This window comes from Nonomuraea glycinis, from assembly GCF_035920485.1.
GTDB classification, from domain to species: domain Bacteria; phylum Actinomycetota; class Actinomycetes; order Streptosporangiales; family Streptosporangiaceae; genus Nonomuraea; species Nonomuraea glycinis.
This window is the reverse complement of sequence record NZ_CP109166.1, coordinates 8,380,183-8,394,254: the sequence shown is the minus strand read 5'-3', so window position 1 is coordinate 8,394,254 and position 14,072 is coordinate 8,380,183. Positions and strand designations below refer to the sequence as shown.

Sequence of the window (14,072 nt, the reverse complement as noted above, 5' to 3'; positions counted from 1 at the left end):
GCCGGTAAGCCCGCGCACGGGGGTGGTGCGGGTCAGAACGGGTCGTCCTCCTCGGGGGCCGGGCTGGGTCTGGCCTCGCCGGGGAGGCGGACGTCGTCGACCGTCACGTTCACCTCGACGACCCGCATGCCCAGCATCCGGCTGACGCTGCCGGCGACGTTGGCCTTGACCTCGCCGGCGACCTCCATCACGACGTGGCCGTACTCGACCACGACGGTCAGGTCGATGCCCACCTGGCGGTCCTGGATCTGGGCGCTCACCCCTTGGGTGCCGCGCCGGGCTCCGATGCCGATGCGGTCGCGTACCGACTCCAGGGCGCGGGCGAAGTCGCCGCCGAGGTCGGCGACGCCCGGCACCTCCAGGGCGGCCAGGGCGGCGACCTTCTCCACCACCTCGTCGGCCACCGTGATCCGTCCCTTGACGGCGGTGGCGGGGGAGGACGGCGCGAGTTCGCCGTACGGTCTGGAAGTCGGCGAAGGTTCGCCGTCCGGTGCGGCGGAGCCGTTGGGCGCGGTGATGAGCGCGCTGTCGGAGGGGAGGTCGTCGTCGGCGGTGGGCTCGGTCGGGGCGGTGTGCTCGGCTAGGGCGTCGCTCATGGCAGCCTCCTTCTGGCGTGTCTGGATTGTGCCGGATGTTCACCCCGTTTGTCCGCTGACCCGTGGCTCTATGCTGCTAGATATGCACGATCAGGCAGGAGCCGGGGAGCCGGACAACTTCCAGCGTCTGTGGACCCCGCATCGGATGGCCTACATCAAGGGCGAGAACAAGCCGACGGGGTCGGGGCCGGAGGACGGCTGCCCGTTCGACGCGATCCCTAAGATGAGCGACGAGGACGGCCTGGTCGTCGCCAGGGGCGAGGTGGTCTACGCGGTGCTCAACCTCTACCCCTACAACTCCGGCCACCTGATGGTCGTGCCCTACCGCCACGTGTCGGACTACGACGAGCTCGACGGCGCGGAGCTCTGCGAGCTGGGGGAGTTCACCCAGCGGTCGGTGCGGGCGCTGCGCGCGGCCAGCGGCGCGCAGGGCTTCAACGTCGGCATGAACCTCGGCCATGTGGCGGGCGCGGGCATCGCCGCCCACCTGCATCAGCACATCGTGCCGAGGTGGGGCGGCGACACCAACTTCATGCCGGTGGTCGCGCGGACCAAGGTGCTGCCGCAGCTGCTGCGCGACACGCGGCAGCTGCTCGCCGACACCTGGCGGTGACCGGGCCGATCAGGACGCCTTCACCTTGATCTTGACCGCCTTGCTCTCGTGGTGCAGGCGGTCCAGCGCCGTCACCAGGTAGGTGCCGGGGGACGTGGCGGTGAACGCCGGGTCGGACACCACGGCGACCAGGTTGCGGGCGTCGGTGGTGTGGCAGTCCTTGCCGGACTTCGGCACCTGGTAGACGGCGTACGAGCGCGCTCCCGCCGTGGCGGGCCACGACACGGCCATGCCCGCTGCCTTGACGCCCGACGGCGCGGCCGGGGCCTGGCCGCCGCGCTCCTTCATGAGGGGGAGCAGGGCCGGGCGGCCGTAGTGCGCCTTGGCGACCCGGTCGATGGCGCCCAGCGGGTTGGTCAGCAGTTGCTTGCCGCTGAAGTAGACGTCGCCGTCGATCTGCTTGTGCTTGCGGTTGAGCGTCAGGTGGGCCGGCAGCTCGCCCGGCTTGGTCCAGGCGGGCTCGTCCTTGGCGCCGACCCGGTAGAGGGCCTGGCCGATGTAGAGGTGGACGTCGGTCCCCTTGACGGCCTCGGCCCACCAGGGCGCGAGCGCCTGGTAGCTGGCCGTCTTGTGGCCGCGCGACCAGTAGAGCTGGGGCATCACGTAGTCGACGGTGCCGGCCTTGATCCAGGCGCGGGCGTCGGCGTAGATGGCGTCGTAGGCGGACATGCCGCCGGTGTCGGAGCCGCTCGGGTCGTTGGACTTGTTGCGCCAGATGCCGAACGGGCTGACGCCGAACTTGACGTGCCCCTTGGTGGCGTGGACGGCCTTGTCGACCTCGGCGATGAGCTTGTTGACGTTCTGGCGGCGCCAGTCGGCCAGCTTCTTGCCCTTGCCATACTTTGTAAAGGCGGCGGCGTCGTCGAACGTAGCGCCCTGCGCCGGGTAGGGGTAGAAGTAGTCGTCGAAGTGCACGCCGTCGATGTCGTACCTCTTCACGACGTCGGTGACGACCTTGATGACATGGTCGCGGACCTGCGGCAGGCCGGGGTTGAAATAGACGCGGTCGCCGTATTTGACGGTCCAGTCCGGGTGCCGGCGCGCGGGGTGGTTCGACGGAAGCTTGGAGACGTCCGCGTCGTAGGAGGCGCGGTACGGGTTGAACCAGGCGTGGAACTCCATGCCCCGCTTGCGCGACTCCTGGATGAGGAACGGCAGCGGGTCCCAGCCCGGGTCCTTGCCCGCGGTGCCGGTGAGGAAGCGCGACCACGGCTCGATCGACGACTTGTAGATCGCGTCGGCGGCCGGCCGGACCTGCACGAAGACCGCGTTGAGCCGGCGCTGGGCGGCAGCGTCGAGCAACTTGACGTACTCGGCCTTCTGGCGCTCGACCGCCAGGCCCGTACGGGAGGGCCAGTCGATGTTCTGGACGGTGGCGATCCACACCCCGCGCAGTTGTCGTTTGGGGTATCGGGCGTCGGCCGTGCAGGCGGCGGTCTCCACCGTCTCGGTCGTCTTCTTCTTGGCCGCGGTGGCCGCCGTGCTCTGGTCAGCTCCGGGGCCGAAGGCGTAGGCGGCACTGGTGGAGACGATCGCGAGGGCGGCAACGGCTAGGAGTGGGCGTCCGGTTCGCATAATGCCACCCAGTGTGACATCAGGTCCGGCATGCTCTGTACGGAAAAAGGAAATCGATTTGTGATGCTCCTGTGATGAAACGGTAGGCGTGGGCCGGGAGGGATGACCCTCCCGGCCCCCGCTCACTCCGTCTCCGCCACCTTGCCCGCCAGATGCTGCGGCAGCGGCTCGTAGCGCAGGAACGCGCGGTGGAAGCTCCCGGTGCCGTGCGACATGGACCGCAGGTCGATCGCGTAGCGGGTGAGCTCCAGCTCCGGCACCTCGGCCTTGACCAGGGTGCGTCCGGTGCCGACCGGCTCGGTGCCCAGCACCCGCCCGCGGCGCGCGGACAGGTCGGACATCACCGCACCGACGTGGTCGTCGGCGACCAGCACCGACAGCTCGTCCACCGGCTCCAGCAGCAGCGTCGACACCTTGGAGGCGGCCTCCTTCAGCGCGAGCTGGCCGGCGATCTGGAAGGCCATGTCGGAGGAGTCCACCGAGTGCGCCTTGCCGTCGTACAGGGTGACGCGCACGTCCACCATCGGGTAGCCGGCGACGACGCCCCGCTCCATCTGCGCCCGTACGCCCTTCTCCACCGACGGGATGAACTGCCTGGGCACCACGCCGCCGACGATCTTGTCGACGAACTGGAACCCGCCGCCGGACGGCAGCGGCTCGACCTCGAGGTGGCAGATGGCGTACTGGCCGTGGCCGCCGGTCTGCTTGACGTTGCGGCCCATCGCCTGGCACTTGCCGCCGAACGTCTCGCGCAGCGGCACCCGCAGCTCGACCCGCTCGACCTCGACGCCGTGGCGTTTGGACAGGCGGTCCAGCAGCACGTCGGTGTGGGCCTCGCCCATGCACCACAGCACGAGCTGGCGGGTCTCGGGGTTGTTCTCCAGGCGCAGGGTCGGATCCTCGGCCACCAGCCGGCCCAGCGCCTGGGAGAGCTTGTCCTCGTCGGCCTTGGACTTGGCGCGGATCGCGATCGGCAGCAGCGGCTCCGGCATGCTCCAGGGGGTCATCAGCAGGGGCCGGTCGACGTCGGAGAGCGTGTCGCCGGTCTCGGCCCTGGACAGCTTGGCGACGGCGATGATGTCGCCGGCCACGCCCTTGGCCGCACCGCGCTGCTGCTTGCCCAGGGGGCAGGTCAGGGCGCCGATGCGCTCGTCGACGTCATGGTCCTCGTGCCCGCGGTCGGCCAGGCCGTGCCCGGAGACGTGCACGGTCATGTCGGGCCGCAGGGTGCCGGAGAAGATGCGGACCAGACTGATGCGGCCCACGTACGGGTCGCTGGTGGTCTTGACGACCTCGGCGACCAGCGGGCCCTCGGCGTCGCAGGAGATGCCCTGGACCGGCTTGCCGTCGAGGGTGGTGATCTCGGGCATCGGGTGTTCGAGCGGGGCGGGGAACCCCTGGGTGATGAGCTCCAGCAGCTCGGTCGCGCCGACGCCGAGCCCGGTGCAGAGCACGGGGTAGAAGCTGCCCCGGGCGACGGCCTTCTCCAGGTCGTCGATGAGGACGCCGGTGTCGATCTCCTCCCCTTCGAGGTAGCGCTCCATGAGCGACTCGTCCTCGCTCTCCTGGATGATCCCTTCGAGCAGGACGCCGCGATGCTCCTCGATCTGGGCCTGATATTCCGTCCCCGGGTCCTTCTCGGTGCGGGAGCCGGTGGCGTAGTTGTAGAACTTCTGCGTCAGCAGCCCGATCAGGCCGTTCACATGCCCGTTGGTGATCACCGGCAGGTAGAGGGGGGCGACCCCGTCGCCGAAGGCGCCCTGGCAGGTGGCCAGCACCTCGTCGAAGTCCGCCCGCTGGTGGTCGATCTTGGTGATCACGACGGCTCTGGGCATGCCGACCTGGGCGCACTCCTCCCACAGCATCCGCGTCAGGCCGTCGACGCCGTCGCAGGCGGACACGACGAACAGGGCGGCGTCGGCGGCGCGCAGCCCGGCGCGCAGGTCGCCCACGAAGTCGGCGTAGCCGGGAGTGTCCAGGAGATTGATCTTGATACCGGTGTACGTGAGCGGCGCCAGGGTGAGGTTGACCGAGCGCTGCTGGCGGACCTCGACCTCGTCGAAGTCGCTGACGGTGTTGCCGTCCTCCACCCGGCCGGTGCGCTGGATCGTGCCGGTGGCGGCCAGGAGCTGCTCGACCAGGGTGGTCTTGCCCGATCCTGAGTGGCCGACCAGGACGACATTGCGTATCGCGTCCGCCCTGTCGGCCGCTGGTGCCCTGCCCGCGGCTCCCATGGCACCGGTTGCGTGCTTCTCCGCCACATCCGCCTCCCGCGTCGTCGTTGTGCGTGCCAACGCCGCGCCCGCACGGAGGGGATCAGGACCGCATGGACGCGGTGTGTTCACCAAATACCCCTGTGGCGGATATCACAAGAGGGGTGAAGCAAAGAAAGTCGTCGGCCGCCGGATGGCCTACGATCGACAGCGCGATGCTGAAACTCCTGCGCCCGGCCATGACCCGGATACTCACCCCCCTGGGCAGGGCCCTGGTCCGCCGTGGGATCGGCCCGAACGCCGTCACCGCGATCGGCACCCTGGGCACCGTGGTCTCCGCCCTGCTCTTCTTCCCGTTGGGACAGCTGCCCGTGGGCTCTGTCGTGATCACTGTCTTCGTGCTGTTCGACCTGCTCGACGGCCTGGTGGCGCGGATGGGCGGGGGAGGGGGCAGCACCTGGGGGGCGTTCCTGGACTCCACGCTCGACCGGGTGGCGGACGCCGCCATCTTCGCCGGGCTGATCCTTTACTTCGTGTCCACCGGTGACGCGCTGCTGACCGCGGTGACGCTGTTCTGCCTGGTGGCCGGCCTGCTGGTGTCCTACGCGAAGGCGCGGGCCGAAGGGCTCGGGCTGACCTGCGACGTGGGCCTGGCCGAGCGGCCGGAGCGGCTGGTGGTGGTGCTGGTCGCCGCCTGCTTCGGCGGGCTGGGCGTGCCCTACATCCTGGCGGCCGGCATGTGGTTGCTCGCGGCGGCCAGTGCCGTCACCGTTGTGCAGCGTGTGGTCCATGTCTATCGGCAGACGAGGGAGCGATGAGCGACAAGCCGTCAGTCACCGATCGCGTCGTGGCCGCGGGGTTCGCGGCCGGTTGGACGCTGGTCCCGCTGCTGCCCGAGCGGCCGACCGCCGCGGCGTTCCGGTTCATGGCCGATCGGGTGTGGCGCAAGGGCGGCAAGTCCGTGCGCCGGCTGGAGACCAACCTCGCCAGGGTGACCGGGCTGGACCCCGGCAGCCATGAGCTCCGCGAGCTGAGCAAAGCCGGCATGCGCTCGTACTTCCGTTATTTTCATGAGATTTTCCGGTTGCCGAAGATGGCCACCGAGGAGGTCGTCCGGCGCACCCACGTGATCGGCGCCGAGCACGTGCACGACAACGTGGCCGCGGGCCGCGGCGTGGTGCTCGCGCTGCCGCACATGGGCAACTGGGACCAGGCGGGAGCCTGGCTGGTGGGGGTGGGGCATCCGTTCACCACGGTCGCCGAGCGGCTCAAGCCGGAGTCGCTGTTCCACCGCTACGTGCGCTTCCGTGAGGGTCTCGGCATGGAGGTGCTGCCGCTGACCGGCGGCGACGGGCACAACTTCGGCACGCTGGCCACCCGCGTGCGCAAGGGCGGCGTGGTCTGCCTGCCGGCCGAGCGCGACCTCACCAAGAGCGGCATCGAGGTGGAGTTCTTCGGCGCGACCACCAAGGTGCCCGCCGGGCCGCCGCTGCTGGCCGTGCAGACGGGCGCGGCGCTGCTGCCGGCCACCGTCTACTTCGTCGGCGACGACTGGGGCATCCACATCCACGAGGAGATCCCGGTCCCGGCCGAGGGCACCCGCCAGGAGAAGGTGGCGGCCGTGGCGCAGGGGATGGCCTGCGTGTTCGAGAAGGGCATCGCCGAGCACCCGGAGGACTGGCACATGCTGCAGCGGCTGTGGCTGGAGGATCTGCGCCCATGAAGGTCGGCATCGTCTGCCCGTATTCGTGGGACATGCCGGGCGGCGTCAAGCAGCACGTCGACGACCTGGCCCAGGCGCTGATCGCGCACGGGCACGACGTCTCGGTGATCGCGCCGGCCAGCGAGGACGACGAGCTGCCTCCTTACGTGACCGGAGCCGGCCGGGCGGTGCCGGTGCCCTACAACGGGTCGGTGGCCCGGATGTCGTTCGGGTTCATCTCGGCGGCGCGGGTGCGGCGCTGGGTGCGCGACGGCGGCTTCGACGTGCTGCACATCCATGAGCCGCTGGTGCCGAGCCTGGGCGTGCTGGCGTGCTGGGCGGCCAAGGGGCCGATCGTGGCGACCTTCCACGCCTCGTGGGTGCGCTCGCGGGCGATCGCGATGGCCGAGCCGTTACTGCGCAGTGCGCTGGAGAAGCTGAGCGGGCGCATCGCGGTCTCCGACGCGGCCAGGAAGAGCCTGGTCGAGCAGTTCGGCGGCGACAGCGTGCTGATCCCCAACGGGGTGACGGTCGGCCGCTACACCAAGGCCGAGCCGCTCGACGGCTGGGGAGCCGACGGTGCGACGATCGGCTTCCTGGGCCGGATGGACGAGGAGCGCAAGGGCCTGCCGATCCTGCTGGAGGCGTTCAACTTGCTGGCCGCCGATCGGCCGGAGCTGAAGCTGCTGATCGCCGGGCCCGGTGACGCCAAGGACGTCTACGACCGAGTGCCCAAGCGGTTCCACGACCGGGTCACGGTGCTCGGCATGGTGAGCGAGGCCGACAAGATCCGCGCCTACCATTCGGTCGACGTCTTCTGCGCGCCCAACACGCGGGGCGAGAGCTTCGGCATCGTGCTGGCCGAGGCGATGGCCTCCGGCGCCACGGTGCTGGCCAGTGACATCCCCGCGTTCCGGCGGGTGCTCGGCGACGGTCAGGCGGGCGCGCTGTTCGCCAACGGCGACGCCGCCTCGCTCGCCCGCGAGGCGGGGGCGCTGCTGGACGCGCCCGAGCGGCGGGCCGAGCTGGCGGAGGAGGCGCTGGTCGCGGTCATGAAGTACGACTGGTCGACGGTGGCGCGTGACGTGGTGCGGGTGTACGAGACCGTGACGGCCGGTGGCGCCGGGCGGGTGGAGGAAGACCTGTGACATCCACCATGATCTTCCTGATCGTGGGCATCGTCGTGGTGCTCACGGCCGTCTACATCTCCTGGCGGGCGGGCCGCCTGGACCGGCTGCACATCCGCCTGGAGCTGGCCCGGGAGGCGCTGGAGGCGGCGCTGGTGCGGCGCCGGGCGGTGGTGCTGGAGCTGGCGGGCTCTCGGCTGCTCGACCCGGCCACCTCGCTGGTGCTCGCGGCGGCGGCGCACGAGGCCAGGATGGCGGGGCCGGAGGAGCGCGAGCACGCCGAGAGCGACCTGTCGGGCGCCCTGCGCGCGGCGGTGGACCAGGAGCGGTTCCGGGAGAAGCTGTCGGAGTCCCCAGGCGGGCAGGACCTGCTGGAGGAGCTCGACGCGGCCGTGGCCAAGGTCGTCTACTCGCGCCGCTTCTACAACAACGCGGTGGGGGTCACCCGTACGGCGCAGCGCCGCTGGCTGGCCCGGACACTACGGCTGGCCGGGCACACCGACTATCCCCAATTCTTCGAGATTGATGACAATCCGCCTGCGGCCATGGCAACTGAATGACCCCAATTTGGATAGACCGGTAGGCTTCCTTCCGTTCTGGGCAAAAGCGGAGGAGTGGACACGTGCGGCTACCCCGGATGATCACGGTGACACTTGCCGGAGTGGCTATCTTGATACCCACTGCGGCCTGCTCGTCCGACGAGCCCGCCGCAGGTCAGGCACCAGAGGCCAGCGTCTCCACCGGCCCGATCGAGGAGCCGGCGCCGGAGAAGCTCCATCCCTTCACCGGCGAGCCCTTCGACGCGGCCAAACGCGTGATCGCCGTGAAGATCGAGAACACCGCGGCGGGCAAGCCGCAACTCGGGCTCAAGAGCGCCGACATCGTCTACATCGAGCAGGTCGAGGCCGGCCTGACCCGCCTGATGGCGATCTTCTCCTCGAAGATCCCGCCCAAGGTGGGCCCGGTCCGCAGCGCCCGTATCTCCGACCTGCACATCGCGCCGATGTTCGGCAAGCCCGCGTTCGCCTACTCCGGCGCGCAGACCAAGATGCTGCCGTTCATCGCCGAGGCGTCGCTGTTCGACGTCTCCGACAGCCGGGCGCCGGGCGCCTACTTCCGCCAGCCCGGCCGCTTCGCCCCCTACAACCTGTTCGCCAACACCAAGAAGCTGCTGTCGGCCGCGCCCAAGGCGACCAAGGCCAAGGACGTGGGCTTCACCTTCGGCGACGCGCCGGCCGAGGGCGGGGTCGAGCGTAAGTCGTACACCGTCAAATGGCCCGCCGCGCGCTTCACCTTCGCCTGGTCCGACGCCAAGAAGCAGTGGCTGATCTGGCAGGACGGCAAGAAGGACATGGCCGCCGAGGGCGGCCAGCTCGGCGCGCCCACGATCGTCATCCAGTACACCAAGACCGAGCGCTCGGAGTTCCACGACAGCAACCAGAGCTACACGCCCCTGGTGCACACCACCGGCAAGGGCTCGGCGATCGTGCTGCGCGACGGTATGGCGTACAAGGCGAAGTGGGAGCGGGAATCCGAGGACGGGGGCACGACGTTCACCACAACGAGCGGCGAGCCACTGAACTTCGCTCCCGGCCAGGTCTGGGTGGCGCTCGCCAGCCGCAAGCCCGTGATTCCTTGACGTACGAAATTCTCCGCCATCGCTGACATGGTGATATGCGGGGAAAGAGTGCTTCAGGACCTACGATGGGTTTGATAACTTACCGTCCCCCCAGAGCTCGTGAAGGAAGACCGTGTCCAGCAGCACGCCCGAAACCGCTTCAACCACCGGCCCCGTCACCGGCACCGCCCGGGTCAAGCGAGGCATGGCCGAGATGCTCAAGGGCGGCGTCATCATGGACGTCGTCACCGCCGAGCAGGCCAAGATCGCCGAAGATGCCGGGGCGGTCGCCGTCATGGCTCTGGAGCGCGTGCCCGCCGACATCCGCGCGCAGGGCGGCGTCTCCAGGATGAGCGACCCGGACATGATCGACGGCATCGTCTCCGCCGTCTCGATCCCCGTCATGGCCAAGGCCCGCATCGGGCACTTCGTCGAGGCCCGCGTCCTGCAGGCGCTCGGCGTCGACTACGTCGACGAGTCCGAGGTGCTCACCCCGGCCGACTACGCCAACCACATCGACAAGTGGCAGTTCACGGTGCCCTTCGTCTGCGGCGCGACCAACCTGGGTGAGGCGCTGCGCCGCATCACCGAGGGCGCGGCCATGATCCGCTCCAAGGGCGAGGCCGGCACCGGCGACGTCTCCAACGCCGTCACGCACATGCGCACCATCCGCGCCGAGCTCAAGCGCCTGTCCTCGCTGCCCGAGGACGAGCTGTACGTCGCGGCCAAGGAGTTGCAGGCGCCTTACGAGCTGGTCGCCGAGGTGGCCCGGGCCGGCAAGCTGCCGGTCGTGCTGTTCACCGCGGGCGGCATCGCCACCCCGGCCGACGCCGCGATGATGATGCACCTGGGCGCCGAGGGCGTGTTCGTCGGCTCCGGCATCTTCAAGTCCGGTGACCCGGCCAAGCGTGCCGCCGCCATCGTCAAGGCCACCACCTTCTACGACGACCCGGACGTCATCGCCAAGGTCTCGCGCGGCCTGGGCGAGGCCATGGTCGGCATCAACGTCGACGAGATCCCGCAGCCGCACCGCCTGGCCGAGCGCGGCTGGTGATCGGCGCGTCACGTCGGCACGTTCACGCCGGCACATCCCGCCGGCACGTTCACGTCGGCGCGTCACGTCGGTGCTGCCGTCCCGCCGGATGACATGATCGTCCGTGGCGGGCGGCCGAGCCGCCCCTGACGGGGCGTCGCGACGTGACGGTAGGAAATTTCCGATTAAGGCGACATCCGTGAAGGATGTCGCCTTTTTCGTGTTGTGTGGAGTTCACTGCGTGGTCACCAAGCCGAGTCAGGCTGTCGGTCGTCCCCGGCCTTGATCGTCCCAGGAGCACCCATGCCCGAGCTCAACCGCCGGCACTTCCTCGTCACCGGATTAGCCGCGGGCGCCGCCGCGACCGTCCCCGCCGGCGCCGCGCACGCCGACCCCGACCCCGCCGCCGAGAGCGCCCAGAGCCTGGCCTCGCGTGGGTTGCGCGCCGACCCCTTCACCCTCGGCGTCGCCTCCGGAGACCCGGACCACCGCGGCTTCGTGCTGTGGACCAGGCTGGCCCAGCAGCCGCTGGCCGAGGACGGCCTCGGCGGCATGCCGCAGCGCCCGTTCCCGGTGCTCTGGCAGATCTACGCCGACGAACGTTGCCGCCGTCTGGTCCGCTCCGGGGTGGTCACGGCCGCGCCCCAGTGGGGCCACAGCGTGCACGTCGAGGTGGATCACCTGGAGGCGGGCCGCCCGTACTGGTACCGCTTCCGCGTCGGCCCGTACCTCTCGCCGGTCGGCCGGGCGCTCACCGCGCCGCACCCCCGCTCGTACGGCGGCCCGCTGGCCATGGCCTTCGTCTCGTGCGCGCAGTACGAGCACGGCTACTTCACCTCCTACCGCAGGCTGGCGGAGGAGCACCCGGACCTCGTCCTGCACCTGGGCGACTACACCTACGAGTACACCAAGAACACCTACACCAGCCCCGGCGGCAATGTCCGCCACCACGAGGGGCCGGAGACCGAGACGCTGGCCAACTACCGCCAGCGTCACGCCCAGTACAAATCCGACCCCGACCTGCAGGCCGCGCACGCCGCCGCGCCTTGGCTGGTCGTGTGGGACGACCACGAGCTCGACAACAACTGGGCCGACGAGGTGCCGGAGAAGCCCGAGGTGCCCCAGCCGGATTTCCTGTCCCGGCGCGAGGCCGCCTTCCGCGCCTACTACGAGAACATGCCGCTGCGCCGCACCTCCATCCCGCGCGGCATCGACATGCAGCTCTACCGGCGCGTCCAGTGGGGCAGGACCGCCACCTTCCACATGCTCGACACCCGCCAGTACCGCGACGACCAGGGCTGCGGCGACGGCTACCGGGACTGCCCGGCCGCCGTCGACCCCGCCCGGTCGATCACCGGGGCCGAGCAGGAGGCGTGGCTGCTCGACGGCTTTCGCCGCTCGCGGGCCCAGTGGGACATCATCGGCCAGCAGGTCTTCTTCGCCCAGCGTGACAACAACGCCGGCCCCGCGAAGATCACCAGCCAGGACGCCTGGGACGGCTACGTCGCCTCCCGCCGCCGCATCACCCAGGGCTGGATCGACGCCGAGGTGCGCAACCCCGTCGTGCTCACCGGCGACGTGCACGCGCACTGGGCCGCCGACCTCAAGCTCGACTACGACGAGCCCACCGGCCCGTCGGTCGGCTCGGAGCTGGTGGCGACCTCGATCTCCACCGGCGGGGACGGCGGCGACTCCGACCCGGCCGCCCACCCGTTCCTGGAGATCAACCCGCATCTGAAGTTTTACAACAACCAGCGCGGCTACGTGCTGACGAAGATCGACCGTGACCTGCTCACCGCCGACTTCAAGGTGCTGCCCCAGGTGCGCGAGCCCGGCGCGGCGGTGCACACCAAGGCCACCTACGTGATCGAGGACCGGGTGCCGGGCGTGCGGCAGACCTACCTGCGCCCGGTGGACCCGGCGCTGCGCCTGCGCACCGAGATGACCGTGGAGGAGACCGTCCGCCTGGAGACCGAGCGTCCCTGACCCCGGACGACGGCGAGGCGGCATCCGGACGGGTGCCGCCTCGCCGGCCTTCCTGCGGGTCTGCTTTCCGGCTTTCCTGCGGGTCTGGAGGAAGATGTCAGGCGGACGTGGTGTTGAATCGACTGCACCCGGAACCTGACGGAAGGATGAACGTTGCCCGCGATCGGTGTACTCGCGCTGCAGGGAGACGTGCGCGAGCATGTGCGCATGCTCCAGGAGGCAGGCGCCTCGGCCATGGCCATCCGCCGGCCCGGCGAGCTCGACGCGGTCGATGGGCTGGTCATCCCCGGCGGCGAGTCGACCACCATGGGAAAACTCGCCGAGGCCTTCGACATGCTCCAGCCGTTGCGCATGCGGATCAAGGAGGGCATGCCCGCCTACGGATCCTGCGCCGGCATGATCATGCTGGCCGACCGGATCGAGGACGGCGCCGCCGGTCAGCAGACCCTCGGCGGCATCGACATGGTCGTCCGGCGCAACGCCTTCGGCCGCCAGATCGACTCCTTCGAGGCCGATCTCGACTTCGCCGGCTCGCCGCTGCACGCCGTGTTCATCCGCGCGCCGTGGGTCGAATCGGTCGGCAAGGACGTCGATGTGCTGGGCACCGCCGAGCCTGGCGATAGGATCGTCGCGGTCCGCCAAGGATCTCTGCTCGCGACCTCGTTCCATCCGGAGCTGACCGGGGACCCGCGAGTGCACCGTTACTTCGTAGAGATGGTTGTCAACACAGTGAGGGATCAGTAGCCAATGTCCGGCCACTCCAAATGGGCGACGACGAAGCACAAGAAGGCCGTGGTCGATGCCAAGCGCGGCAAGCTGTTCGCGAAGCTCATCAAGAACATCGAGGTGGCGGCCCGGACCGGTGGCCCTGATCCGGATGCCAACCCGACCCTCTTCGACGCCATCTTCAAGGCCAAGAAGAGCTCCGTGCCCAACGACAACATCGAGCGGGCCCGCAAGCGCGGCGGCGGCCTGGAGGCCGGCGGCGCCGACTGGCAGACCATCACCTACGAGGGCTACGCGCCCGGCGGCGTCGCGGTGCTCATCGAGTGCCTGACCGACAACCGCAATCGCGCGGCCTCGGAGGTGCGCGTCGCGCTCACCCGCAACGGCGGCTCACTCGCCGACCCGGGCTCGGTGTCCTACATGTTCAACCGCAAGGGCGTCGTGCTCGTGCCCAAGGGCGGCCTCGACGAGGACACCGTCCTGATGGCCGTGCTGGAGGCGGGCGCCGAGGAGGTCAACGACCTCGGCGACTCCTTCGAGGTCGTTTCCGAGGCCGGTGACATGGTGCCGGTCCGCAAGGCGCTGCAGGACGCCGGCATCGACTACGACTCGGCCGAGTCCAGCTTCCTGCCGACGATGAGCGTGCCGCTGGACGAGGAAGCGGCCCGCAAGGTGTTCCGCCTCATCGACGCGCTCGAGGACAGCGACGACGTCCAGAACGTGTGGGCCAACTTCGACGTGTCGGACGAGGTCATGGAGAAGCTCGACGTCTGACGCCTCCAGACGCTCCTCAGAGCGCCGGTACGGCGAGCGCGGGCACGATGCCGGTGATCAGCCCTCCGCTGCGGTGCAGGGCTGATCTGACGGCATCTGAGCGGTTTCA

13 protein-coding genes are annotated in these 14,072 nt (G+C 69.8%); 10 read left to right on the top strand and 3 right to left on the bottom strand.

Annotated features, from left to right (window positions below; all coding sequences use genetic code 11):
• Nucleotides 1-32: 32 nt before the first annotated feature.
• On the bottom strand, nt 33-596 hold the full coding sequence (locus OHA68_RS39465) for an Asp23/Gls24 family envelope stress response protein (protein ID WP_327104780.1): 564 nt from the start codon (nt 594-596) through the stop codon (nt 33-35).
• Nucleotides 597-678: 82 nt separating this feature from the next.
• Here OHA68_RS39465 and OHA68_RS39460 point away from each other — a divergent pair, with 82 nt between their 5' ends.
• The gene (locus OHA68_RS39460) at nt 679-1,209 is read left to right on the top strand and encodes an HIT family protein (RefSeq protein ID WP_327104779.1); all 531 of its coding nucleotides are present in this window, start codon (nt 679-681) and stop codon (nt 1,207-1,209) included.
• Between the two features lie 9 nt (nt 1,210-1,218).
• Here the strand turns inward: OHA68_RS39460 and OHA68_RS39455 are convergent, their stop codons facing one another.
• Nucleotides 1,219-2,784: a glycoside hydrolase family 10 protein gene (locus tag OHA68_RS39455; RefSeq protein WP_327104778.1), complete on the bottom strand. Its 1,566-nt coding sequence runs from the start codon at nt 2,782-2,784 to the stop codon at nt 1,219-1,221.
• Nucleotides 2,785-2,906: 122 nt separating this feature from the next.
• On the bottom strand, nt 2,907-5,045 hold the full coding sequence (locus tag OHA68_RS39450) for an elongation factor G-like protein EF-G2 (protein WP_407674390.1): 2,139 nt from the start codon (nt 5,043-5,045) through the stop codon (nt 2,907-2,909).
• 167 nt (nt 5,046-5,212) lie between these two features.
• Between OHA68_RS39450 and pgsA the strand changes: the two genes are divergently transcribed.
• From pgsA to OHA68_RS39405, 9 genes are all read left to right on the top strand, one after another.
• On the top strand, nt 5,213-5,815 hold the full coding sequence (gene pgsA / locus OHA68_RS39445; protein WP_327104777.1) for a phosphatidylinositol phosphate synthase: 603 nt from the start codon (nt 5,213-5,215) through the stop codon (nt 5,813-5,815).
• On the top strand, nt 5,812-6,720 hold the full coding sequence (locus tag OHA68_RS39440) for a phosphatidylinositol mannoside acyltransferase (protein WP_327104776.1): 909 nt from the start codon (nt 5,812-5,814) through the stop codon (nt 6,718-6,720). The genes pgsA and OHA68_RS39440 overlap by 4 nt, the downstream gene beginning before the upstream one ends.
• Entirely contained in the window at nt 6,717-7,847 is a 1,131-nt protein-coding gene (locus tag OHA68_RS39435; RefSeq protein ID WP_327104775.1) for a glycosyltransferase family 4 protein, read from the top strand. The genes OHA68_RS39440 and OHA68_RS39435 overlap by 4 nt, the downstream gene beginning before the upstream one ends.
• On the top strand, nt 7,844-8,386 hold the full coding sequence (locus OHA68_RS39430; RefSeq protein ID WP_189143720.1) for a LemA family protein: 543 nt from the start codon (nt 7,844-7,846) through the stop codon (nt 8,384-8,386). The genes OHA68_RS39435 and OHA68_RS39430 overlap by 4 nt, the downstream gene beginning before the upstream one ends.
• Before the next feature lie 101 nt (nt 8,387-8,487).
• A complete protein-coding gene (locus OHA68_RS39425; protein ID WP_327104774.1) occupies nt 8,488-9,465 on the top strand; it encodes a DUF3048 domain-containing protein in 978 nt (325 codons plus the stop codon).
• Between the two features lie 112 nt (nt 9,466-9,577).
• Nucleotides 9,578-10,498: a pyridoxal 5'-phosphate synthase lyase subunit PdxS gene (gene pdxS / locus OHA68_RS39420; RefSeq protein WP_189143721.1), complete on the top strand. Its 921-nt coding sequence runs from the start codon at nt 9,578-9,580 to the stop codon at nt 10,496-10,498.
• Nucleotides 10,499-10,780: 282 nt separating this feature from the next.
• A complete protein-coding gene (locus tag OHA68_RS39415) occupies nt 10,781-12,463 on the top strand; it encodes an alkaline phosphatase D family protein (RefSeq protein WP_327104773.1) in 1,683 nt (560 codons plus the stop codon).
• Between the two features lie 153 nt (nt 12,464-12,616).
• Nucleotides 12,617-13,207, top strand: a complete 591-nt coding sequence (gene pdxT, locus OHA68_RS39410; protein ID WP_327104772.1) for a pyridoxal 5'-phosphate synthase glutaminase subunit PdxT — start codon at nt 12,617-12,619, stop codon at nt 13,205-13,207.
• Nucleotides 13,208-13,210: 3 nt separating this feature from the next.
• On the top strand, nt 13,211-13,963 hold the full coding sequence (locus OHA68_RS39405) for a YebC/PmpR family DNA-binding transcriptional regulator (protein ID WP_189143724.1): 753 nt from the start codon (nt 13,211-13,213) through the stop codon (nt 13,961-13,963).
• Nucleotides 13,964-14,072 lie beyond the last annotated feature (109 nt).